Source organism: Alteromonas sp. KUL17, from assembly GCF_006538305.1.
GTDB lineage: Bacteria > Pseudomonadota > Gammaproteobacteria > Enterobacterales > Alteromonadaceae > Alteromonas > Alteromonas macleodii.
Map to the genome: position 1 here is coordinate 151,258 of NZ_BJKJ01000001.1, position 24,708 is coordinate 175,965.

Consider the following 24,708-nt stretch of genomic DNA (forward strand, 5'->3'; position numbering starts at 1 on the left):
GACTTATGCAAAGGATAAATCACACAATTATAGCTGTGTTATCTTAGTGAAGACTAGAAAAGTTCATTGCTACATCAGATAAACTTCGGTTATCTCTGGTTTAGAACAACTCATTTCTTGTGAAACGGTTTTAAGCGCCTATTGACGCTTGAAACCAATTTCCCTTAGCTTACGCATCCGTTCTTGTAATAGCTACGTGAGCTCCTGTAGAAAAAAACAGAGTGCGTTTTGATGCTTTGCTGAAGGAATCTGCCCATCGCTTCCCTGCACCAATATCGTAACGCAGAAGATAGTTAATTTCCCGATCTTTGATGATCACTGGGTTATTAAATCGACTCTGTTCGAGCCTCTCAATCAGGTAGTCAGGAATTAGTACGTGACATATCAACCTGCCTTTCCCCTGAGCCGTGTACAGTTTACCGTAACACCTCAACGAACTAGACAGCGTTGAACCTTTGCCTAGTTTTTATTTATTTATCTATTACTGAACGTTACTGTACGTATATAAATATCAGCAGTATCGGTTGCAAACTCAAGATGACTGAAGACGAAAAGCGTATTGAACAAGAAGCGATTAAGTTTGCTAAGAAGAACCGTACTGCCATTGCAAACGAGCTGACTGACAGAAAAAAATTCCCTCCTGAAGATGAACCTGTAGCGGTCTTTATAGCCGGCTCCCCTGGCGCTGGGAAAACCGAAACCTCCAGAGAGTTTCTGCAAGAAGTTGAGGCTACTAATGTTATTCGATTAGATCCCGACGAGTTGCGTCACTATTTCGAACAATATACGGGAGACAATTCATTCCTATTTCAAAGAGCTGTCTCCTCTATTGTAGAACGAACTCTGGACAATGCGTTTAAGCGTAAGCAATCACTTTTACTTGATGGAACGCTATCAAATTACGCTATAGCAGAGAAAAACATTAAACGGGCTATTGATCGAGGTCGCGCAGTTCTCGTATTGTTCGTATACCAGTCACCAGAGTTAGCATGGAAGTTTGTTCAATCTAGAGAGCGAGTCGAAGGTAGACGGATTAACCCTGATATATTTGTAGAGCAATTTTTAGAATCTCAAGCGGTAGTACGGAAACTAAAGCAACAATTTGGTGGTCAGATAAAAATAGATCTACTGTTAAAGGACAACGAGGGGGGCACTCGCATGTATCACGCCAACATTCAGGCTGTAGAAAATCATGTTAAGCATAAATTTACTCGCGAGACGCTTACTACCCTGATACAATCGCTGCCCGCTCATTAATTGGGCAATAAAATGGGAGAATAATGATGTTTGCCAGATTAAAAAACGGCCAGACAACAAAGTACAACTCCAGCCTGTCTGAGTTCGTTCGCAACGCCGACTCGTCTAAAAAGAAAAAGGTATACAGCCGTGTTATTGATAGAGCTGTAGAATCTCAGAATTCAGTTGTGAAGCAGGCTGAGCTGCTACAAACTCGCTGATACTCGAGGGAGTGAGAAACTCCCTCTATTGTTTTATCTCTTTTATGCTATTAAAGCTGCCCCCTGTTCAAGTCAGGGTGGGGCCACCATTTTTTCTAGAATTGCCAATCACCACTCGCTTATATCATCACGTTATCAGTTTTCTCAAACTTAACCTTTATTAAAACTGTAACACCAAATCTGTAGCCTAACTGCACTGTCTCTTTACCCATAGTTTGGTTCCCCTTAGATGAAGCACACCATGTCACGCCATACGTTTTATTCGCTGACGGTAACCTTCACCATTTTGTCTATTCTTGGCCAACTCTCTACCAGCATTTATAGCCCCTTCTTTTTTGATTTGGCTGCTATATACGACAGCTATGTGGGAATAATTGAAAAAAGCGTGGCCGTGTTTCTTATCGCGTTCTCACTTTCTCAGTTAGTGTCTGGTGTCGCCTGCGACTACCTAAACAAACAAAAGTTTCTACTGTATGGAGTCTTGGTATTCATCGCAGGTACGCTTATGGTGGCACTTGCCACCGAAGAAAATACCTTTCTTTTAGGAAGAGTCATTCAAGGCTTAGGCGGTGGGGTTGGCGTTTCAGTATCGCGCGGACTGTCACGTCAGATATTTAGCGAAAAGCAGCTGAATGTTTCACTTTCGCTTATCAACATTGCATTCGCTATCGCGCCAGCAATAGCGCCACTAGTAGGTACACTAATAGGCGAGTCCTTCGGAGTTTCATCTATCTTTTATTTTGTACTAGTAATGGGAGTATTCGCCTTACTTTTACTGCTTTCAGTTTCCACCCCCCTCAAACAGTATATGCCGACAACCTCAGAGAACGTCTTTAGCGATACTTTAGCGCTTATTAAAAGCACAATGATGAAAATCGTCTCAGTGGGTATGGCCAGCGGACTACTTTATGGCATTGTGTTTAGCTTCATTACCATCTCGCCGTCAATGATAATGCAGCAATTCGGACTCACCAAAACTGTGTTCTCGATATATTCGCTTCTAGCCACGCTGTCTTTTGTGATGGGAAGCATAATCAATATTCGACTAGCCTCTGTTTCACCATTGTTTAAATTCAAGTATTCAAGCTTGTTTATCGCTGTGCTTTCAGTGCTTTTTTGGTTACTTATTTCCCCCTTCGCAATAAAAGGGTTAATGGGTATTTTGACTTATTGCTATATCACCTTCTTTTTTATTGGCATCGCAATGCCCTGCAGCGTAACTATCATGCTTGGCTACTCTGATAAATCCGCAGGTTTTTTAGCGGCACTAACCGGCTTTTTTCACCTAACAGGGGCAGCAATAGGCGCTTACGCGGTGACCTTAATTACCCTAGAACCTATCATTTCTTTTTGTTTGTCCTCTTGCGGCTTAAGCGTTGCAAGTATCCTCATCTGTACAACACTGAAGAGGAATTAACTCAGCTCTTGTACGGCAATACCGTTGTAATGATAAAACGTACACCATTTAAGGTGTTTAATAGTGAAAATCGAGTCGTGTTGCCCATTTGATTTCTAAAATCCATCCCCATAATGATGAGGCTCCCGAAGTGGTTGGGAGTAATTATTGTTAAAAGGATATTAGAAACAATGAAACGTACTATTCTCGCCAGTATCTTTGGCGCGCTTTCTTTAAATGCTTTCGCAACTTCGCCTTCATATGACTTCGTTAAAGCTGGATACGTACAAGCAGATATTGAAGACGCAGGCGACTTCGAGCCAACCGGTTTTCAAATTCAAGGCTTCAAATCACTTAACGAAAATGTATACCTGACAGGTCGTTATGGTCAGTTGAGTGAAGACGAATATGGTGTTGACGGTGAACTTGACTATATCTCTGCAGGGGTTGGTTACCGCTATGGTTTAACTACAACAACTGACTTTTTTGGTGAGTTGACGTATGAGTATGTGGATGTTGATCTAGATTCAAGCTTCGCTTCTGCTGAAGCTGACGACAATGGCTATGGCATTACTGCCGGTATTCGTTCAATGCTGTCAGAGCAATTTGAGCTTCGCGGTGCTATCCGCTATATCGACATTGAAGACGACGAAACAGCTTTTGAAATTGGCGCAGACTATTTCTTTACACCACAATTCTCTTTCGGTGCTACTTACGTTATAGCTGATGATGTTGACCTACTAGGCGTATCTGCACGTTACACCTTCTAACACCTTTGATGGGTTAACGTACTCGCAACAAAGCCACGTTACACAACGTGGCTTTTTTATTGAGCTACGCAAACCAGTCTATTTAGCCTCTTGGCCTAATGTGTTCGGGCGCTGTCGGCAGGCTAGCTGCACCTTCCTGCTCTAGGTTAAGCGCAGTAATTGGAAATGGAATGACAATCCCTTCTTCATCAAAACGCTTTTTAAGCATTTTTATAAAGGCGCTCTTTATGAAGAAGCGGTTAAAGTATTCACGGGTTCTCAGCATCACTGTTAAGTTGATACTAGAATTGTCGAAAGTGTGAAACAGAACAAAAGGTTGATAAGTTTCAACACCAAACTCGTGCTGCTCTAGAATAGTATTGGCAACCTCTAAACATACGTTTTCAACATGCTCTAAATCAGAGCTATAATGCACGCCAACTTCAACAGGCACCGACAGTTCGCGTTCAGGGTAGTAGTAGTTAATCAACTTTGAATTAGACAACTTACTGTTAGGCATGATCACGATGTTGTTAGGTAGCATTCTAACCCACGTGGAGCGCCATCCTATTTTCTCTACAAAACCTTGTTCTCCGGAATCCAGCTCGATGAAGTCGCCTATACGAATGGGCTTATCCATTACCAACTGAATACCCGAGAAGAAGTTTTCAAGCGTTGGCTGTAGCGCTAGTGCTACTGCGAGCGAAGTAATGCCTAACGATGCAACAATGGGTGTTACCGACACCCCCATGGTGCTTAATATAATCAAAATTGCTAATACAGCGAAAAGCGCTCTAACTGCTCCACCGGCAATTGCGCTGGTATTTTTAACTATAGTTGACTGGTCGCGATAACGACTTAACGAGTAAGTGACAAAACGCTCGAAGAAGAGAAATAAGGTAATGATGAGGCCAGCTTCGATAACAATGGTTAGCGCTTTAATCGCCCCTTCATCTTCTATCTGAAATACTGAAACAATACTTTTAACCAACAGCAGGAAAATCACCCAGATAAGCAAATTAAGTGGGGCATTTAACGACAACACAAGCACGCGATAGATATCAGACATACTGCTGTTTTCTGAACGCGCTTTAGCTTTCAAACGCACCAAAATAAGTCGTTTAACAATGAAGAGCACAATAACAACGCCTACTAATCCGGCTATTGCTATTGCCTGCTGGTTTTCAAGAAGTTGAGTGCTGTCCACGGCTGACGGGGCTCCTGCATATGTGAGTAGGCACTTTTTATTTTTAGCTACACCTTAGTACGTGAAAGAAGAGGCAAAAGGTACACCAATTGTTTGCTCGTATTACAAAGTCCATTGTAAAAACCAACAACTTAGCGTGATAAAAAAGCGGTATTGCTTCGCAACATATTTTATTTTTCACTAGAGTTAACTGCACCAACCAGATGTGGGAAATGAGAAAGTTAACTGTGCTATTAACTTATTACAGGCTAATTAGGAATCAGAGAGCAGAGATAGTTTGCGTTCATATTCGCGAGACAACCACGAAGAAGCTTCGTCAATATCTGTGAAAAAAAGATAATCCATACTTTTGAGCTCGGGAATCCTCTGAAACATTATTCCGCGTATAACAGGTCCTTTATAAACATAAGCTTTCGCGATTAATCCCATATCAGGGAGCCGTTTTATAATACGCTTGAGTATGTCGAAGGCCTCAGGAGTTGCACCTTCAACTTGGCTAATATCTGCCAGAAGGGAAAAGGGTCGTTGATTCAGTCCTATGACTAGTTTAAAAAGACGATCGCTGTAGTCTTCCGCACTTTTTTCATTAAACGCGCCATATAGTCGAGTGGTGACTACTCCGTTCTCGTACGAAATTGTTGATGAGCTCAGTATTTTTGGCATAGCCTACTTTCACAATTACTTCCTAGGTTAATAGTAGACGATAAGTTTTCGTAAATGCGAATACTCTTAAAGTTTAGGTTTATTTCTCAGCCAATGTTAACAGCGGTTTGTTATTGGGAAAGCGTTCAAGCCCCTGTTTTAGAATTGTATTTGCCTTCTCGGGCATGTTGTTTTCGCGCAAAGCTAATACGTAGTTGTGAACATAAACATGTTGGTGCTGCCCCACTTCATAGCCTTTCTCAAACCAAACCACTGCTTGGTTGTCGTTTTGCTCTAAGTAATAATTGGCAATCAGGAAATAACTTAACCAGTACGTTGGCCATGTATGCGACGCGGTTTCCAAAAACGCCAATGAACGCGCTTTATCTCCCACTTTAAGCATGTCGTAAGCCGCACTTACATAAGTGAACGGTGTCATCTCAGGCGAGGTTACATTAGGAGGAACTGGTGCCAAATACCAGTAATTTCCTCTTCCCCACGTTCTTTCAAAAAGCTCAAGCGACATTTCGTGATTAGGCGTAAGGCCGGTATGTAAAGTAACCGTCCCCTTATCACTATCGAACCCAATAACAACAGCGTAGTGCCATTGGGGTAATAACTGGATGGACAAATTTTGAAAAACAATCACTGGGATATCGTCTTTAACTAACGACATAATTGACGATAAAGTCCCTCGGTCAGAATATGGCAAAAAACCAAATTGTCGGGTAGCGCTCACCATTTCTAGTTGTAAACTCCCTTCTTTATTGGGAATGAACAACTTAGGCGCAATATCATTTGGAGAGGTGCTTTCACCATAATAACCAAACACTTCAGATAGTGTGGTAGGCCCGCAATAAAACTGTTCTTGGGGAAAAAACGGAACAGATTGAATAGTGTGAGATTCAGGTAAAGAGGAAAGTCCCTCCTGCCGCAGCTTGTCAGCTTGAGGTGTGGACTGACAGCCTGAAAGCAAAAATAGAAGCGAAAGGCCTGCTAACGCGCAGGCCTTTTTAACTGAATTGATCATTCAATTAGCTGTTCACTGGACGAATAAATGGGTAAACGTCAGTTACACCAATTAGGTCCAAAATTGCGATAATAGCAAGTACGGTAAGCACTGCGCCCACAACGCCACCCGCTGGAGCTTGATTAATTTCATCATTTAATTGGGCAATTTCGCTGTCGGTCATACCGTTGATTCTGGCGATAGCTTGGTTGCTATCTACACCTAAGCTAACCAATTTACTCTGCACGTCTGCACGATTAACCATGTCAATTAGCTGCTGCTTATTGTAGTGAGCGGCTTGAGTTTGCATTACGGAATCTGAGCTAATTGCTTCTGCATGCACGCTGCCTGACATTAAAACCGTTGCCGAAAAGCAACCAATCGCAATTTTTTTCAAAAATTTCATGATGTTTCCCTCTTTAAAATGCCCAGTTTTATTCTTCTTTTGCGTTACCTAACTCACGATAAACTAGAGTGAAATAAAACTTCGCACTGATTCAGCAGACGCATTTGCGCTCTGCGGTTTATTTTCAGTAGATAAGCACAGCAAGATTAAGACCAACTAAAATGGCCTTTTTTTCATAATAGACAAGGTTCCATTTTTTCTCTTTAAAATAACGATTTAAGTGAGCTTTATACGAAGAATGCTGCTCAAAGCTTTGTTCGTTAATTCTGCATTGATGCATCACCGCGCGCTGACTTTTATGTAATATTTTCTTTATGCTGGAATTATTTGCTTGCCACTAATATAAAAGAAGCAACAAACCATAAGGGGCAATCTGTAGAATGAGCGGGGGATTCGAAACGCTTGTTTCACGCCTCATACCGTACGGAGTTAAGTTTGAGGTGCAATTTTTGACAAAAACACGCTATAAAAGGTTAATACTTTTTTTAGCGTTTGGGTGAAATGCGCATCAAGCAGAATCTCATTTATTGGGTATTGGTAGCGACTGTCTGCTGTATTAGTGCATGCAGTTCAGATAAGTTTATGCGTAAAAAAGTATCCCCTTTGTCTTTGGCCGGTGCATACGGATATGGCTATTTGCCCGACTTAAGCCACTTCGACAACATACAACTGGCTGCTCGGTGCACGTCGTACGAGCAAAGTACTACATTAGATATCGCGCTTGCGCTCGATTGCTACATTACCTTGTTAAAAAGAGACAGTCTTTCCGATGCGCATCGTGCTATAGGGATCGACGGGTATAACCTCGCAGTAAACAAGTTATTCCGTCTTAGACATACAACTGACAACTTAATTCAGGTTAACTACTCGGGCCCAAGCGAGCTCGTTTTAGTTTCAGAAATAGAAGCCTTAGACGCTCGCCTCTCTCCTAAGGTATTTGGTGAGCTTGGCGGTGCTGCAGTGGCTCGAATTAGCAACCAAGCACAGAATGGCCGTAGCCTTGACCTAAACTATCCACTAGAAGGTATCTACTCGCCTTACTCCCTTCAAGTTGAGTCGGTTGCATTGAAAGGGCTTAGAATTCACATATCCTTGCAAGCCCAACACGTCGATGTGCCTACCGAAATACTGGTTGGAAACAACACATACACGCAACGGTACTCACCTGCTGCCGCTTACCTTTCCCTATTACAAAATGCCGACATCCACAATTTCAGCTGGCTAGGATTTATTAATGCACAAGACGCTGAAAAGAGAATGGGAGTCTTTAGTATTGGAGAGCTTTCTTCAGTCAAAACCCCGATTATTATGATTCATGGCCTCAATTCAGACCCGCTAATTTGGCGGTATCTCACAATGGCTATTTTCAATGACGAAGAATTATCTCAACACTATCAGATATTGCACGTGTACTACCCGTCAGGCCCTCCTCCTTTCTATAACGCCATGCGAGTTCGCAATTTACTGTACAAGCTAAACCAGCGGATAGCATCATCGGAAGGCGCTTCTTCATCTGCGGTATTGATAGGGCATAGTATGGGGGGCGTAATCGCAAAGCTGATTTCAACGCATTCAGATAACACGTTATGGGATACTACTTTCACAGAGCCTCCAGAAGCGCTACTTGCTGAAGGCGATGAAATGTTGCGAGATATATTTATATTTAATCCTGTGTATAAAGAGAATACGGTGTTTTTTCTCGACACGCCACACCGAGGCTCAGAAATAGCTAGTAGCCTTATAGGATCGTTAGGCTCCTCACTCATCACACTCCCTTTTGGTTTTAAAGCGCTATTTAAAAACTTTATCGAAAAAGTAGGCGTGAGCAGATTAACCGCTGCTATGCTTCCTTTCTTGCAAAACTACGGGCCAGATAGCGTCCAAGTGTTGCGCCCCAATCACCCGCTGATGACAGCGTTAGCCGACATTCCTGTAGAAGGCGAGAGCTATTCTATTATTGGCTCAACCAGTACCTTGTATTGCCAGTCAGAAACAGAATGCGCTGCTATAACTGATTCTGTCGTCAGTTATAGCAGCGCATATTTGCCTGAAGCAAAAGACACAACAATTGTTAACTCGTCACATAACTCATTCAAAAGCAGTCGGGCAATCGAGTTTATACTTGATAAGCTTCGCCAAAAGCACATCAGCGCAAAAACTGTTCAAAATTCCCTCGACATGTAGCCCTCAATTCCTTATAGTGCGCGCGCTTTTATATATTAGTGAAGTGACAACCGCTTTCACTACTATCTCTTCTCATCGTTTTACCCCTGGATACCTGTTTTGATTACCACCGCAAATATCACAATGCAGTTTGGCTCTAAGCCATTATTTGAAAATATTTCCGCAAAATTCGGCAACGGCAACCGATACGGCCTAATTGGCGCAAACGGTTGTGGCAAGTCTACCTTTATGAAAATTCTAAGCGGTAAACTTACTCCATCGTCGGGCAACGTTTCTATGGCGCCAGGTACAAAGCTAGGTATCTTGAGTCAGGACCAATTCGCGTTTGAAGAGTTTAGCGTAGTCGATACCGTTATCATGGGTGACCGTGAACTATGGGAAGTTAAGCAAGAGCGCGACGCCATTTACAGCAAGGCTGAAATGAGCGAAGAAGATGGCATGCGCGTGGCGGACTTGGAAACCCAATTTGCCGAGATGGATGGTTACACCGCCGAAGCGCGCGCTGGCGATATCTTAAACTCTGCTGGCATCGACGAAAGCTATCATTTTGGTTTAATGAAAGAAGTCGCACCTGGTAAAAAAGTACGTGTGCTTTTGGCGCAGGCATTATTTGCCGAGCCAGACATTCTGCTTCTAGACGAACCAACCAACAACTTGGATATCTACACCATCAGTTGGCTAGCTGAAGAGCTGAACAAACGTAAATCTACCATGCTTATTATTTCGCACGACAGACACTTTCTAAACTCTGTATGCACGCACATGGCCGATATCGACTACGGTGAGCTGCGCGTTTATCCGGGTAACTACGACGACTACATTCAAGCTGCCATGCTCGTTCAAGAACAGCTTCATGCAGAGAATGCTAAGAAGTCAGCGGAAATTGAAGAGCTACAGAGCTTCGTAGCGCGATTCTCTGCCAACGCATCGAAAGCGAAACAAGCCACCTCGCGTGCCCGCCGTCTTGAGAAAATTGAATTAGCTGAGGTAAAAGCGTCTAGCCGTCGTAAGCCTTATATTGTGTTTAACCAACATAAGAAACTTCACCGCCTTGCAATCACACTTGAAGACTTAGGCCATAGCTACCCAGATCTTCCGTTATTCGATAACGCGAACTTGCTATTAGAAGCTGGTCAGCGCTTGGCGATTATTGGTGAGAACGGGGCCGGCAAAACCACGCTTTTGAAGTGTTTGGTTAATGACATTGAACCTACCGCAGGTAGCTATAAGTGGGCTGAAAACGCTGCGATTGGTTACATTCCGCAGGATAACGCTAAATACTTTGCCGAAGATATCACTATGTTTGAGTGGATGAGCCAATGGCGTAGCCCCAAACACGATGACCTGCAAATAAAAGGTATGTTAGGACGTTTGCTATTTACGTCTGACGACTTCAACAAACGCGTGCAGGTATGTTCTGGTGGTGAGAAAAACCGTTTGCTGTTCGGAAAGCTAATGCTTCAAGACATCAACGTTTTAGTAATGGATGAACCCACTAACCACATGGACATGGAGTCGATTGAAGCCTTGAACAATGCGCTATACAAGTTTGATGGCACTGTCATTTTTGTTAGTCACGACCGTGAATTCGTTTCGTCACTGGCGACGCAAATCATCGAAATTAAAGACAAGAAACTGAATCACTTCGATGGAAACTACGAAGAGTTTTTGGCGCATAAAGAAAACGCGTAATTATATATCGATGCCTTCATCAATAGATGAAGTGAGCCACATAACAAAACGGGCACTTATTTAAGTGCCCGTTTTTTGTTTCAGTATATTAAAAGCTTACTGACCAGATAAATACTTGCCAACCGCTGTCGCTAAGCGGTCAAAGTAGTTAACAATCGTATTTTTAATTGGCGCTAACTCTTGTTCTGTTATTTCATCAAAGTTATCTGGCGGTGTGAAATCTTCGACACGCTCATTTTTTAGCGCATCATCTTGAAATTCGGTAAACACTGGCAGCGTTAAGATATCAACTGGCTTGTCTAAACGCTCAATACTAACGTTAAAGCTTGCCGAAGCAATATAGTGATCGGTACCCAAAAAACTACGCGTAAACAGTCCGAACCCTTTGCTTTGATGCTCTGAACATCCATAAGTACCGCACTCGGTAATAGCCACCGTCGGCGCTTCTTCAACGATAATCACAGTGGCAATGCCTTTGTCTAACAACGATTTTCTTAACGTGTTTTGTTTGTCATTGAACGCCCCGTTATTTCCTTCACCCATCACAAAATCTAGGGCGCCTGCATCGTCAACCATAGAAGAGATATCCACTGCAGTGAAACGACTGTTTTGCTCAATGGCTTTTTTGAATGTGCTATACAGCGTGTTGTTCAATTGCCAGTCGTAGCTATATTCTTTCGTAAAATTGTTAAATTTAGTGGTACCGATATGCGTGTGAGTGGGAAACTTTTTAGCGCTAACCCACACCCCAACTTTTTGTTTTGGTGGAGCAACTGGCTTGCTAACTGGCTCTTTAGTCGATTCGCCTTTCGTGGTTCCATCATTTACGCTGTCGCCATCTTGCACCACATCTTCTTGCTCTGTGCTTTCAGTTGGCGTGGCTTCCTCGCTATTAGGTTGAGAAGGAACGCTTTCGCCAGAATCCATACCTCGTTGCGTAACACACCCTGCAGCCAACATTAATACGGCTAACAGAACAGTAAACTTTGTCACAAACTTCATAACACTTCCTTATTTCAAAGCCATTTAAGTTAATACTAAATTTCTACCTAAAAGACCATTCTCATATTACTGAAAACGTGGGTCAGTGCATTGGCGGAATTAAGCAGTAAAAAGTCTGCGCGCTGACCTTCGGTAATGCTGCCTATGTCACTATCTAGCCCCATAAATTGAGCCGGCGTGGCACTCGCCATTTTGCTCGCATCTTCTAACGTTACACCGCAATCATTGTGCGTATTCAAAACTGCACTATGCATATCCAAGCACGAGCCAGCCAGTGTTTTGCCGTCTGGCGTAGTAAGTTTATCGCCATGCCTAACGATCTCGGTATTAAAAAAGTGAAGACGCTCGATATCACTGCCCACATGCGCCATGGCATCGGTAACCAACACGGCGCGGTTGGCAGTTTTCACGTTTAATGCCAACTCAGCACTTTTGCGGTGTAAATGGTGATGATCGATAATAAAACCACAATATACTCTGTCATTAAGCAACGCGGCACCAACGGCACCAGGCTCCCGGGAGGTTAATGCAGACATAGCGTTGTACAAATGCGTAAAGCCTGTAGCTCCCGCGTCGATAGCCGCCTGAACTTGCTCATAGCTGGCATTGGTGTGCCCAATTGCAACCACAACTCCTTCAGCAACCATTTCTTTTATGAAGCTAGTACTCACCGTTTCTGGTGCGACAGTAAGTAAGACTTTACCAATATCTTTGCGACATAAGGTTGCAAGCTCTGCGTCAGAAGGCGTTCTTATAAATTGTGCTTCGTGCACGCCCTTTTTTGCTTTACTCAAAAAGGGCCCCTCAAAGTGAATCCCTTTTATTAACGCTTTAATGCACTCTGGGCCGCCCGCCATTACTTCCGCAATGGCATCCGCCGCCTGAGCCATTGTTGAAGCATTATCGGTAATGATAGTTGGCAACATGGACGTTGTGCCGAAACGAAGATGAGCCAGCGCCATGGTTTCTACTATAGCGGCAGAAGGGCTATGGTTAAAAAGCACACCACCACCGCCGTTCACTTGCGTGTCGAAATAACCGGGAATGAGCTTTCCTTTATAAATACCACTGAGTTCTGATGGGCTAGCATCGCTAATACTGACTATCTTGCCGCTATCAGCAGTAATGGTTTGGTTTTCAAGCCAACCTTTTGGCGTTAAAACCTGCTCGACAGTAATTGATTCTATCATTCGCTTTTTACTCTTTTGGCAAAGCTGATAGCGCCATATTCAGCACTTTTTAGCGGCGCTGTTAAATTAGAAGAGATAGAAGGCGAAAGTAAAGGCGTGTAAACATCAGCGAGACCGCCAACCAAACATAGCGGCAATGTAGAAGCCTGATTAATCAATGCTTCACCCAACTGATTGAGGTAATTTGCTCCCTTTCGAATAAGAGAGATTGCGGCGGCACACTGGTCTCGATAAGCCTGTATAACCACTGGGGCAATATCACCAAAATCTGCAGCGTTGTAATTTGCCACCAAGGTCACTAATTGCTGAGGTGACGCTAAATTAAGGTGTTCACAAATTCGCTTCTTTAGTTCACTAACGGGCTCTACGCCGTCATAAGAAAGCAGTACATGCTTTATAGCTGATAAGCCCAACCACGCACCACTTGCATCATCGCCAACTTGCAGACCGTAACCACCTTTGTCAGTAAATACACCCTTGTCGTAACGGGTTGCCGCTGAACCTGTACCGCAAATAATAAGGGCTCCAGACTGATTTTCGTGCGCGCCCAAACAAGCGGCGTGTAAATCACTTATTACCACGGTATCGGCAAATGGGTTGTCTAACGCCAAAAAAGACTGCTTTGCTTGCGGAATATTCGCCCCTGCCAATCCAGCAGCTAGCAACACTTCTTCGCATGTAATCGGCAACGCAGTACTTTCTATTGCGTCTAACGTTGCGTCTATTACCGACCCCATTGCTTGTTCGGGGTTGGTCATTATATTTGCAGGGCCTGCCGCCCCTTCACCTAATGTATTGCCATCAATATCTTGCAACAATGCACGGCACCGGGTGCCACCACCGTCAATACCCACTACATATTTGTAACTCACGGGTTACCTGCTTCTCTAAACTATTCAATACAACTTGTTGTATGCACTTTACCACACCGATTTCACAGAATAACTTGCTTTCTTGCCAGTAACGCAGCCTTTCACGTTACCTGAAGGCCCTTATACCAATCCGCATAGATAATTGCCCACTCAGAAGCCGCTGTAAAAACGTACAGCTTAGCTCAATAGGCACAAGCGAATATGATCGAAGAACACAGCAGAGCAGTATCTTGATTAAAAAGGAAATTTACCTATGAATTTAAAAACCGTTATTGGCGCAATAACTCTAGCTTGTGTAGGTGTTAGTTCTACTCCTGCTTTTGCACAACAAGCTGGCGCTCAACAGCCTCAGGGTTGGATGTGGGGTTTTGGCGTCGCAGCATCGCAAGATGTATATACCGACTTTGATAATCGCGTTGTTCCTATTCCTATTATCGGCTACACCGGTGAAAAGTTACGCGTTTACGGACCATTTATTGGCTATGAACTTTTTCGCGAAAGTGGCTTTACTCTTGACGCTCAGCTTGTCCCGATATTTGCAGGTTATGAAGAAGATGACAGTGCCGTATTTACAGGTATGGACGACAGAGATTTTAGCTACGCGGCCGGAGTTGGGCTTAACTACAACACGGGTAGCTGGGTTTATTCATTGTCAACCAATGCCGATATTCTTGGTAAGTTTGATGGTTACCAAGCGTCCGCCCGTATCGGGAAAAGGTTTAGAATAAATAACTTCATGATCGAGCCGTCTATAGGCGTAAACTACCAAGACAGCAATTACGTCGACTATTACTACGGCGTACGCCCTGAAGAAGCCACAGCATTTCGAAGTGCATATAACGGCGATAGCGCGCTCAATACGGAAGTACGCGTTGCCATCTCGACCCGACAGTTTCTGGGCGGCATGACCCGTTTAGAAGTTGGCGCCACCTTCTTTGACGATAGCATCAGCGATAGCCCGCTGACAGACGATGATACCGCGCTTAACGCCATGCTGGTTTATACACGCTTTTTCTAGACTATTGCTAATAGCCTACTCTACAACCGCGTGGATAGATTAAATACAAGGTGCTAGCATCAAAAAGCCCTCATGTAAGAGGGCTTTTTAATATTGAGTTGATGCGTTTCGCTACGCGGGCTTTTTGAACGCTAGCGTTTCCCACAGTGGTACCGTAGACAAACTATGTTTATAGCTGCCAGATGTCTCTTTGGTGCTGTAAGACAAATAAATCAGCGTTTTTGAGTCGGCATCGTAAATTCTTCGAAGCTTCATGTTTTTGAAAAACACGCTCTTAGATTTTTTAAAAATTACTTCACCTGAATCTGACTTATCAATGGCGTTTAACATCTCAGCCGTAATAGGGCCGGTTTGTCTGCACGCGATTGAACTGTCTGATGGGTCCGACAAATCAAGGTTCGCTTCAATACTTGAAATATGGCAGGTTACACCTGTCACTATGGGGTCTTGAAGTGCATCAATTTTAATGTCTTTTGTGGTGAAAAGACCAAGAGACACATCGCCCACTTCGCTGTCGCTACAGCCTGCCAACGTAAACACCGACGCGGCGAGCAAACCCAACACAGTGCTTTTCACAAAAGAGCCGCTCTTAAAAGTGCCTTTCATAGAAGTACGAGCCTCGTATGAACTTAACCAATGTCCATTTGTTTTCATATCATTCCCACCTCTACTCTATTTATGATCTTTATTTGTTTACTCGAAATACCGAGCCTGTGATCATTTTAGCCTAACAGGTTTAACTGTGTCTTATCCATAAGGTCGTGCTGCTTAATAAGTTGCTTTGCCTTTTCAATGTCTGGCGCAAAATAGCGGTCTTTGTCGTAAAACGGCACTTGGTCTCTTAGTAGCTGCATCAACACTTGGAGCTTTTCGCTGGTTTTAAACGGCTTCCTAAAATCTAACCCTTGGCAGGCCGCTAACCACTCAATGGCCAATATACCTGCCACGTTATCGAAAATATCTCGTAAACGCCTCGCGGCGAAGGTCGCCATAGACACGTGGTCTTCTTGGTTCGCAGACGTAGGCAATGAATCGATAGATGCGGGGTGCGCCAGGGTTTTGTTTTCACTAGCAAGCGCCGCACAGGTAACCTGCGCAATCATGAAGCCCGAGTTTACCCCACCATTTTCAACTAGAAACGGTGGCAAACCACTTAAATGCGTATCAATCATTAACGACATTCTGCGCTCCGACAGTGCGCCAATTTCAGATAGTGCAATAGCCAGCATATCTGCCGCCATTGCCACGGTTTCCGCATGAAAGTTTCCGCCAGATAGAATATCGCCAGTTGGCGTATCAGCGTCATCATTATTTTCAACAAAAACCAACGGGTTGTCGCTTACCCCATTAGCTTCCACCACCAAAATCTCTTGGGCATAGCGCATTTGCTGTAAACACGCTCCCATCACCTGTGGCTGGCAACGCAGAGAGTATGGGTCTTGTACTTTTTCACACCGTTGATGTGAATGACCAATCTCTGAGGTGTCTAGCAATGTTCTAAACGCAGTCGCCACATCGCTCTGGCTTTTGTGGCCACGCACTTCGTGGATCCGCGCGTCGAACGGCACGCGAGAACCTAACGCGGCCTCAACAGTAAGCGCACCAATACCAATAGCACTATGAAGCGCATTTTCAGTATAAAGCAACCCCTGAAGTGCAAACGCTGTCGAGGCTTGCGTGCCGTTTAACAGTGCTAAGCCTTCTTTGGGTGCCAGCGCAATTGGCTGCATACCCGCAATTTCAAGGGCTTGGGCTGCACTAATTCTCTCTCCTTTATAAAAAGCTTCCCCTTCCCCTAACAGCACCACACTCATGTGTGCTAAAGGCGCTAAGTCGCCGCTGGCACCTACCGAGCCTTTTTCAGGAATGGCGGGATAAACCTGTGCATTAAACAAGGTAATGAGCGCTTCTATTACGCTGAGGCGAATGCCAGAGTAGCCACGGGCCAAGGAGTTAATTTTTAACAGCATGAGCAGGCGCACAGTATCTTCTTGCATAAAGTCGCCCGTACCGGCGGCGTGCGATAACACAATACTGCGCTGTAATAGCTCTAACTCATCAACATTAATACGGGTATTAGCCAACAAACCAAAGCCGGTATTGATGCCATAGACAGTACGGTTCTCTTTAATAACGTTAAGCACCACTTGCTCGGCGGCGTTTATAGCGGGTACTGCGCTTTCATCTAACGATAAATGAACGTGGCTTCGATGTACTTCCCGTAACTGATCTAACGTCAATGTACCTGGCACAAGATTAAGTTGCTTAACACCACCGTTTTCAGTAAAAAAAGACGAATGCGACATGACTATTTCTCCCCGCCAAAGCTTTTGTTCGAGCTTGAATGTGTGCCTGTTCCATCGGGGATTTGGTTATTAGCCGCGCTATTGACCATGGGAAGATCCAAGTTGTGCTTGGCAGCACAGTCTTTTGCAATGTCGTAGCCTGCATCTGCATGACGCATTACGCCCGTGGCAGGGTCGTTATGAAGAACCCGAGCAATACGCTCAGCCGCTTCGTCCGTACCGTCACAAACAATCACTACACCCGAGTGTTGGCTAAAACCCATTCCTACACCGCCACCATGATGAAAACTTACCCAGGTTGCACCACCCGCTGTATTTAATAGGGCGTTCAGCAGCGGCCAGTCTGATACGGCATCTGAACCATCGAGCATGGCCTCTGTTTCTCTATTGGGTGAAGCTACCGAACCAGAGTCGAGATGATCCCGTCCAATCACGACCGGCGCGCTCAACTCGCCACTGCGAACCATTTCATTAAAGGCAAGCCCCAGCTTTTGTCTTTCACCCAATCCCACCCAGCAAATACGCGCGGGCAGGCCTTGGAACTGAATACGTTCTTTGGCCATATCTAGCCAATTATGTAGATGGGGGTTGTCGGGTATAAGCTCTTTAACTTTCGCGTCCGTTTTATAGATATCTTCCGGATCGCCCGACAGCGCAGCCCATCTGAAAGGCCCTATGCCCTGACAAAAAAGCGGTCGTATATAGGCAGGAACGAAACCTGGGAAATCGAACGCATGCTCAATACCCTCTTCTAGCGCCATTTGTCTAATGTTGTTGCCATAATCAAGAGTAGCAGCGCCAGCTTTTTGGAAACCAAGCATTGCTTTAACTTGCAGCGCCATCGACTGTTTTGCACTTTTCACAACACCCGCTTCGTCTTTTTTACGCTGCGCCTCAGCTTGATCTAGCGTCCACCCCACTGGTAGATAGCCATTCAACGGATCGTGCGCACTGGTTTGATCGGTTACAACGTCAGGGATAATCCCTTTTGCCAGCATATCGGGAAATACTTCAGCAGCATTGCCGAGCAAGCCAATTGATACTGGTTTACCTTCTTGCTTGGCTTCCCCAAGTAGTTGCATGGCTTCTTCTAACGAATGCGCTTTTTTGTCCAAATAGCCTGTGCGAATTCTGAAATCTATGCGAGTTTCATCCACCTCCACAGCTACCATTGAAAAGCCAGCCATGGTTGCAGCTAAAGGCTGTGCTCCGCCCATACCGCCCAAGCCACCAGTCAAAATCCAGCGTCCTTCAGCGCTTCCTACAAAATGCGTTTTGGCCACGCTCACAAACGTTTCATAAGTCCCTTGGACAATGCCTTGCGAGCCTATGTATATCCATGACCCTGCGGTCATTTGCCCGTACATCATCAAACCTTCTTTATCCAGAGTGTTAAAGTGCTCCCAGTTTGCCCAATGCGGTACAAGGTTAGAGTTAGCAATTAACACACGAGGTGCATTTTCGTGAGTGGGAAATACCCCAACAGGTTTGCCTGATTGAACCAGCAGCGTCTCATCAGTATTTAAGCGCTTGAGTACTTCTACAATTTTGTCGTAAGACGCCCAGTCACGGGCCGCACGCCCAATACCGCCGTAAACCACCAGATTTTGCGGATGCTCCGCAACGTCTGGATCCAGGTTATTCATTAACATGCGAAGCGGCGCTTCCGTTTGCCAGCTCTTCGCATTTAGCGTACTGCCTCTTGGGGCACGTATTTCTCTTGTAGGGTCGAGGCGTTTCATAAACTTCTCCTAGGCATATCTTACGTTTGCCGATTTGTTTTTTATTAGGAAGTGTCATCTTTTTAGAAAGTAATGAGTTGCTAGCGCCTTTGGCGCAATGAAACTTAGAACTCCAAGTGTCCTCCCAAGCGGTATCGACTGCCTGGGTGATACAGCACCGCGTGGCTAACCACTGCGCTTGAACTCGCTTTTGGACTATTATCTAAGGATGTATCTGACGTAGCCTTTAAACCGTTCTTTAACTTGGCATTCGCCGTCGAGGGCTCGCCAATATTGCTCTCATCACTCGTTATTGCGCTGGGCACTCGAGAGAAGGTTCGTCGCGTAATCTTCAGGCACGGCTCTTTAGGCTTAATCAATAGTGCTTGTGCAATATCTTTTTCAACAATCACAGCTTCTACGCTATGGTCGGCTTGTGAAAGGGGCGCGACCTGATTCAAGTAAAAGTTTGCAGTTTGAGCTTTAAAATCTTTATCTAAATAGTCGTTAATCCACGCTGGGTTAACCCACCTATCTTCATACTGCACGGGTAGATTGTTCTCGCAGTGTACGATAATGCTATGAAATACTGGCTCTCCCACATCGATACCCAGTCGTTGAGCAATAGCATCACTGGCTGGCGAGGTTTCCAACACTAATATCTCGTTAGTGTATCTATGCCCCCGCTGCTCTATTTCATCGCGAATGCTTTTGATCTCAAGCATTGAGCTCATAGGGCGACTATCTGACACAAACGTGCCTATCCCCTGGCTGCGCATCAAAATGCCCTCGTCCACCATTTCACTTAACGCTCTTCTAGCAGTCATTCGGCTTACACCGTGCTGCTGGGCAAGTTGGTTTTCTGAAGGCACTTGGCTACCCGGCTTCATCTCACCACTTTCGATGGCATCCAAAATTGCTGTCTTAATTACTCTGTACCGAGGTTGCATATCGTGGCCATTCACAACTAAATTGTTAATAATATGCTAACAGCATACTTGTATATACAAGTATGCACAAGTACACTGAACTCAAAATTTACACTGCGTTTCAGTAAAGATTCTAGTCAAAGCCAGACAAAGAACAAGACGACCAGTTAGACGAAAAAACCAGACAAGAGGTGGCTTAGAGTGGAGCACGTTATGGGTTATCAGTACGACACGCTTATTTACAATGTTCGCATTGCGTCTATGCAAGACAACAAGTTGCCCTATGGCGAATTACCGCCACACGCCATTGCCATAAAAGACGGCAAAATTGCTGCGTTACTTCCTTGCGATGACTCACTAGACGACGTGTTTGAGCAGGCCAAAAGCGTAATAGATGCCACTACCCTAATTCCCCAACATGAAGGTTCAACGCCCAAACACCCGTGGCTATTACCTGGCTTCATCGATTGTCATACGCATCTAGTGTATGGCGGCAATCGCGCCGAAGAATTCGAAATGCGATTGCAAGGCGCAAGTTATGTAGACATTGCGCAGCGCGGCGGTGGTATTAAAGGGACGGTTGAAAAAACTCGACGCTCTGACGAAAACACCCTGCTTCACACTGCGATAAAACGCGCAAAGCGACTGTGCGAAGAAGGTGTTACCACCATTGAAGTCAAATCAGGTTACGGGCTGGATTTAGACACTGAAGTGCGCATGTTACGCGTGGCTAAATCCCTTGAGCAGCATCTTCCTGTAAGTATTAAGACTACCTATTTAGGCGCTCACGCCCTGCCCAATGAATTTGCTGACGACTCAGAAGGATATATCGATTTCATTTGCAACGAGGCACTTCCTTACATTGCTTCGCAAAACTTGGCTGAAGCCGTTGATGTATTTTGTGAAACTATCGGTTTTTCAACTTCACAAACAGAACGGGTGTTTAGCTGCGCACAGCAGCACGGCTTACCCATTAAAGCTCATGTAGAACAGCTTAGCGACAGCAAAGGCGCAGTGCTAGCAGCTAAGTACGGCGCACTATCGGTAGATCACATTGAATATTTAGCTGACAGCGATATTCCCTTACTTGCCCAAAGTGGCACCGTTGCCGTGCTTTTACCAGGCGCATTTTATTACCTAAGTGAAGTTCAAAAGCCGCCTGTAGACGCCCTAAGGGCGCACAATGTGCCCATGGCCTTAGCGACTGACTTTAATCCAGGTAGTTCGCCGTTAGCCTCAATCCTTACCGCGATAAATATGGGGTGTGTGCTGTTTCAACTTACGCCAGAAGAAGCGCTACGAGGCGCCACTGCACACGCGGCTAGCGCACTTGGGCTGCACGACCGAGGTGTTATTGAAGCAGGTAAGCTTGCTGACTTAACACTGTGGGATATCGAAACGCCTGCAGAGCTCGCTTATTGTATTAATGGCCACCGCCCCGTTGCGGTGTTTAAGGAAGGTAAACATGTTTAAGTGGCAAGGCAGAATAGACAGTGAAGACGGCATTGAGGGCCTACGTTGGCATCAAAAAGTTAACGAACTTGAAGTGGGCGAAGATAATTCACTAGCCAACGCCGTTACCCTTGTTGGTTTTGAAAGTGATTTAGGTGTGGCATTTAACAAAGGCCGCGTAGGTGCAGCGGCTGGTCCAAACGCTATTCGCCAGGCACTGGCAAACTTACCCTGGCACTGGCCAAGCGCAGCATTGGCTGATTTAGGGAATGTTACCGCTAAAGAGAACTTAGCCCAGGCACAAACCCAATATGCCGACGCCATTTGTTATGCGCTCAAGCAAAATGATGGTTTGGTCATCGGTCTGGGAGGGGGACATGAAATTGCATGGGGGAGCTATCAAGGGGTTTTCAATGCTAAGCCCGAAAGCGCCCGCATTGGAATTATTAATTTCGACGCCCATTTTGATTTAAGAAAGCCTTCACCAAACACCAGTTCAGGTACGCCGTTCAGGCAAGTGTATGATCACTGCCAGTTACACGATTCACCGTTTCATTATGCTTGTTTGGGCGTATCGAAAGCGGCCAATACACCAGCGCTGTTTAACTTTGCCAATACGTCCAACACGCGCTATTTAACCGATGTGGCGTTAAATGATGAATCACTGTCTATGCAGCGAATAGATGAGCAACTATCTCCGATGCTAAAAGACATCGATGAGCTTTACGTCACTGTATGTTTAGACGCATTTCCAGCAGCACAAGCACCTGGCGTTAGCGCGCCCAGTGCGTTGGGGATTTCCCCCACACTTGTTATTAACACACTGCACTTTTTAGCACAGCACCAAAATACTTATGGGTATCAATGGAGACTGTGTGACGTTGCGGAAATGAACCCCAATTATGATATTGATAGCCGCACAGCAAAGCTGGCTGCACGGCTAATTTTTGAAGCAGTAGATGCAATAAGCTCGCACACTTAACGAGTTAACGCTTTAACGTTTGACACTTTTATGTTTACTGGCCGCCTGCCCTTTCACACGCAGCGGCGGTAAACAAGACATCAGTGGAACTATTTAATGCTGTTTCAGCAGAGTCTTGCAGTACGCCAACAATAAAGCCCACCGCAACCACCTGCATAGCCACTTCATTGGGTATATTGAACAGGCTACAGGCAAGCGGAATAAGCAGCAGCGAACCACCTGCAACACCTGAACTTCCACATGCTGATACCGCAGGTATAGTGGTTCTACATCAAGGTGACACAACAAAGAGTACGAACATTTTAAACTTGCCAGCGCCTTCTGAGAGGGTAATTATCTATGCGGACTGGTATAGAGTATAACGTTACACAAATGAACCTGTTTGGTCTTAGTTACTCGCAAATAACCGTATGCTTGCCGTTTATAAGGGTTTACATGCCTTCACGCCTGAGGCTGTAGTCGGCGAAGAATAAGCTAATAATCAATCCCATATGTTGGCGGGAAACTGCTTCTTTTAAATGCCCCCCACTTACTTTAGGAAGTTTATGGTTTAGCCTATCGCTTTACCGTCGTGCTTTTGCACGACAACGATCGACGGTCTCGGTGGATTATTTTTATCGTCATCTGGCCAGCGATTAACAGGGTGATGTAGTGAATCCCTGCCACTTTCACTGCTGCCTACCCCAGGGTGCTGTATGGCAACAAACAGTGACGTGCCATCGTCTGAAAACATGGGCCCCGTGGTTTCAGCCCCCTCTGGACAGCGCAAAAACATTTTACCGGTCCCCCGCTCTTCACCTTCTGTTTCCAGCCCCCATAACCCATCATTAGTACCGGTTTCGTACGCAATATCACCTTGGTCCGTGCTTACCCAAAGCCGCCCATTGTGGTCCACAACAGCATTGTCTGGGCATGCGAACCATCCATTGTCACTGGTGTTCTTGTGCCATTTGGCTCCGACATTTTTATCGTTGGGATCTCCTGCGACCACCAGCATTTCCCACTGGCTCTTCGTTGACGCGAAGTCACCTTTGGGCTCCGTAATTTCAACAATCTGGCCGTATTTATTGTGAGCCCTTGGATTGACCCCATCCACGTGCTCTTGTTGTCTTTTCGTGTTATTGGTTAGAAGCACATACACCTTGCCTGTACTGGCATTAGGAACCACATCTTCAGGGCGATCCAGTGGTGTTGCCTTTAATAAATCAGCGGCCATTCTCGCATTGATCACCACATCTGCCTGGCTGAAAAAACCGTGTTTGGCGGTCAGGGGGCCTGTGTTATGGACAAGTGGCATCCAAAGCACGCCCCCTGACTCCCCAAAGCGCGCTACGTACAACGTGCCCTCGTCCAATAAGTTGAGATTGTTCTGTATATTCGTCTTATCTACCGAATCCGTGCTGACAAATTTGTATAGGTATTCGTTGGCAGCATCATCCCCCATGTACACCACTAGCTGACCTGACGGCGCAATGACAGACTCTGCACCCTCGTGCTTAAATCGGCCTAGCGCTGAGCGCTTTTTCGGCTTTTTTTCAGGCGAAAGGGGGTCTATCTCAACTACCCATCCAAATCGGTTTGCTTCGTTTGGCTCCTGCGAAACATTGAACCTGGCGTCATGCTCGCCCCACCCACTTTTCCGATGATTAATGCCGTATCGCTCATAACTTTTTTCTTCTTTGTGGTTAGCTGGCAAACTACCAGTAAACACATTATTGAAGTTTTCTTCACAGGTAAGGTACGTACCCCATGGGGTCATCCCACCTGCACAGTTCATCAAGGTGCCTGTCACTAGGGTACCACTGCTGTCTGCATGGGTTTTCATCCTCGCATGACCTCTGGCCGGCCCCGCAATATCTATTTGAGTAGTTCTGGCAGTAATTCTTCGATTGAACGGGGAATCGAGAACCAGCTTCCATTCGCCATTCATCATGGCTATTTCAACAATACTGTTCCCTACCGACGACTGCTCAATATTGATGTGCTCTAGGGTGAGGTCTTTTTCTGCCGATATATCCGGGAACATCATTTTAGGCAGACTGTACTCGTGATTGATACATAACAGAGCACGTTTCTCTGTATTCTTGGCAGGTAAAGGCAAATAGCCGATGTAATCATTGTTGTAACCAAACTGCCTTTCCTGAGCAAACGGTGTTTGTTTATTGACGTCAAATGCTGGCGCATCAGTAAACAGAGGTTCCCCCCAGCGGATTAGCACATTCGCATCGTAGCCTGGTGCCACCACGAGTTGATCGCTAATACCGTGGGTTATTTCCTGAAAATCGAATGATGATGTCGTATTTGAGCCCATTGTCGATGTCGCAAAAGACGGTAGCGACAGTGACGGAGCAATAGCTACGGTCGAGGCTAACGCTGATTTTTTAAGAAATAATCGGCGATTCATACGGCGATTTAAGATAGTCTGAAAGTGATCTGACATAGAATTTTCCTGAACAATAAAAGGCGCTCAAATGAGCGCCTTACACAGAGGTAC

21 protein-coding genes and 1 pseudogene are annotated in these 24,708 nt (G+C 45.2%); 9 read left to right on the forward strand and 13 right to left on the reverse strand.

From position 1 onward, the window contains the following. The first annotated feature begins 537 nt into the window (after nt 1-537). The 4 genes from KUL49_RS00615 to KUL49_RS00625 all read left to right on the forward strand — a co-directional run bounded on the left by KUL49_RS00615 (nt 538) and on the right by KUL49_RS00625 (nt 3,623). Nucleotides 538-1,257, forward strand: coding sequence for a zeta toxin family protein (locus KUL49_RS00615; RefSeq protein WP_131135963.1), 720 nt, complete (start codon nt 538-540; stop codon nt 1,255-1,257). Nucleotides 1,258-1,280: 23 nt separating this feature from the next. Beyond that, a complete protein-coding gene (locus tag KUL49_RS20740; protein WP_156086002.1) occupies nt 1,281-1,457 on the forward strand; it encodes a hypothetical protein in 177 nt (58 codons plus the stop codon). A gap of 229 nt (nt 1,458-1,686) precedes the next feature. Beyond that, on the forward strand, nt 1,687-2,874 hold the full coding sequence (locus tag KUL49_RS00620) for an MFS transporter (RefSeq protein WP_131135964.1): 1,188 nt from the start codon (nt 1,687-1,689) through the stop codon (nt 2,872-2,874). 170 nt (nt 2,875-3,044) lie between these two features. After that, entirely contained in the window at nt 3,045-3,623 is a 579-nt protein-coding gene (locus KUL49_RS00625) for an outer membrane beta-barrel protein (RefSeq protein ID WP_131135965.1), read from the forward strand. A gap of 82 nt (nt 3,624-3,705) precedes the next feature. Here KUL49_RS00625 and KUL49_RS00630 read toward each other — a convergent pair whose 3' ends face one another. The 4 genes from KUL49_RS00630 to KUL49_RS00645 all read right to left on the reverse strand — a co-directional run bounded on the left by KUL49_RS00630 (nt 3,706) and on the right by KUL49_RS00645 (nt 6,866). Further along, on the reverse strand, nt 3,706-4,809 hold the full coding sequence (locus KUL49_RS00630) for a mechanosensitive ion channel family protein (protein ID WP_131135966.1): 1,104 nt from the start codon (nt 4,807-4,809) through the stop codon (nt 3,706-3,708). Between the two features lie 252 nt (nt 4,810-5,061). Next, entirely contained in the window at nt 5,062-5,472 is a 411-nt protein-coding gene (locus KUL49_RS00635) for a hypothetical protein (RefSeq protein WP_039224650.1), read from the reverse strand. A 79-nt stretch (nt 5,473-5,551) separates the two neighbouring features. Further along, on the reverse strand, nt 5,552-6,481 hold the full coding sequence (locus KUL49_RS00640; RefSeq protein WP_131135967.1) for a PA2778 family cysteine peptidase: 930 nt from the start codon (nt 6,479-6,481) through the stop codon (nt 5,552-5,554). Nucleotides 6,482-6,485: 4 nt separating this feature from the next. After that, nucleotides 6,486-6,866, reverse strand: a complete 381-nt coding sequence (locus KUL49_RS00645; RefSeq protein ID WP_014951406.1) for a PA2779 family protein — start codon at nt 6,864-6,866, stop codon at nt 6,486-6,488. Nucleotides 6,867-7,448: 582 nt separating this feature from the next. On the opposite strand from KUL49_RS00645, the gene KUL49_RS00650 reads away from it, so the two are divergent. Together KUL49_RS00650 and KUL49_RS00655 are read left to right on the forward strand one after the other, a co-directional pair. Beyond that, entirely contained in the window at nt 7,449-9,050 is a 1,602-nt protein-coding gene (locus tag KUL49_RS00650; RefSeq protein ID WP_242633680.1) for a triacylglycerol lipase, read from the forward strand. 99 nt (nt 9,051-9,149) lie between these two features. Then, nucleotides 9,150-10,742 (forward strand): ABC-F family ATPase, encoded by a 1,593-nt coding sequence (locus KUL49_RS00655; RefSeq protein WP_039230708.1) that lies wholly within the window; start codon nt 9,150-9,152, stop codon nt 10,740-10,742. Nucleotides 10,743-10,838: 96 nt separating this feature from the next. Here KUL49_RS00655 and KUL49_RS00660 read toward each other — a convergent pair whose 3' ends face one another. From KUL49_RS00660 to KUL49_RS00670, 3 genes are read right to left on the reverse strand one after another with little or no spacing between them, the layout of a single operon-like run. After that, nucleotides 10,839-11,744, reverse strand: coding sequence for a hypothetical protein (locus KUL49_RS00660; protein ID WP_131135968.1), 906 nt, complete (start codon nt 11,742-11,744; stop codon nt 10,839-10,841). Nucleotides 11,745-11,791: 47 nt separating this feature from the next. Beyond that, nucleotides 11,792-12,934, reverse strand: coding sequence for an N-acetylglucosamine-6-phosphate deacetylase (nagA, locus tag KUL49_RS00665; RefSeq protein WP_131135969.1), 1,143 nt, complete (start codon nt 12,932-12,934; stop codon nt 11,792-11,794). Further along, entirely contained in the window at nt 12,931-13,806 is an 876-nt protein-coding gene (locus KUL49_RS00670) for a BadF/BadG/BcrA/BcrD ATPase family protein (RefSeq protein ID WP_131135970.1), read from the reverse strand. Before KUL49_RS00670 ends, nagA begins: the two co-directional genes overlap by 4 nt. Nucleotides 13,807-14,059: 253 nt before the next feature. Here KUL49_RS00670 and KUL49_RS00675 point away from each other — a divergent pair, with 253 nt between their 5' ends. After that, nucleotides 14,060-14,824, forward strand: a complete 765-nt coding sequence (locus tag KUL49_RS00675) for a MipA/OmpV family protein (RefSeq protein WP_014950971.1) — start codon at nt 14,060-14,062, stop codon at nt 14,822-14,824. A gap of 111 nt (nt 14,825-14,935) precedes the next feature. Here the strand turns inward: KUL49_RS00675 and KUL49_RS00680 are convergent, their stop codons facing one another. The 4 genes from KUL49_RS00680 to KUL49_RS00695 all read right to left on the reverse strand — a co-directional run bounded on the left by KUL49_RS00680 (nt 14,936) and on the right by KUL49_RS00695 (nt 19,765). Then, nucleotides 14,936-15,478 carry a CreA family protein gene (locus KUL49_RS00680; RefSeq protein WP_373995647.1) on the reverse strand — a complete coding sequence of 181 codons (543 nt, stop codon included), beginning with the start codon at nt 15,476-15,478 and terminating at the stop codon, nt 14,936-14,938. A 68-nt stretch (nt 15,479-15,546) separates the two neighbouring features. After that, nucleotides 15,547-17,130 carry a histidine ammonia-lyase gene (gene hutH / locus KUL49_RS00685; protein WP_131135971.1) on the reverse strand — a complete coding sequence of 528 codons (1,584 nt, stop codon included), beginning with the start codon at nt 17,128-17,130 and terminating at the stop codon, nt 15,547-15,549. A 2-nt stretch (nt 17,131-17,132) separates the two neighbouring features. Further along, nucleotides 17,133-18,872: a urocanate hydratase gene (gene hutU / locus KUL49_RS00690; RefSeq protein WP_131135972.1), complete on the reverse strand. Its 1,740-nt coding sequence runs from the start codon at nt 18,870-18,872 to the stop codon at nt 17,133-17,135. Between the two features lie 104 nt (nt 18,873-18,976). Then, entirely contained in the window at nt 18,977-19,765 is a 789-nt protein-coding gene (locus tag KUL49_RS00695; RefSeq protein WP_242633681.1) for a UTRA domain-containing protein, read from the reverse strand. 228 nt (nt 19,766-19,993) lie between these two features. Between KUL49_RS00695 and hutI the strand changes: the two genes are divergently transcribed. Both hutI and hutG read left to right on the forward strand, forming a co-directional pair. After that, nucleotides 19,994-21,253 carry an imidazolonepropionase gene (gene hutI / locus KUL49_RS00700; protein WP_165477860.1) on the forward strand — a complete coding sequence of 420 codons (1,260 nt, stop codon included), beginning with the start codon at nt 19,994-19,996 and terminating at the stop codon, nt 21,251-21,253. Continuing rightward, on the forward strand, nt 21,246-22,214 hold the full coding sequence (hutG, locus tag KUL49_RS00705; protein WP_131135975.1) for a formimidoylglutamase: 969 nt from the start codon (nt 21,246-21,248) through the stop codon (nt 22,212-22,214). Before hutI ends, hutG begins: the two co-directional genes overlap by 8 nt. Nucleotides 22,215-22,248: 34 nt before the next feature. Here the strand turns inward: hutG and KUL49_RS00710 are convergent. Then, nucleotides 22,249-22,467, reverse strand: a pseudogene (locus tag KUL49_RS00710) (serine/threonine transporter SstT); the annotation flags it as partial. A gap of 297 nt (nt 22,468-22,764) precedes the next feature. Further along, nucleotides 22,765-24,654, reverse strand: a complete 1,890-nt coding sequence (locus tag KUL49_RS00715; RefSeq protein ID WP_131135976.1) for a PhoX family phosphatase — start codon at nt 24,652-24,654, stop codon at nt 22,765-22,767. Between the last annotated feature and the right edge of the window lie 54 nt (nt 24,655-24,708).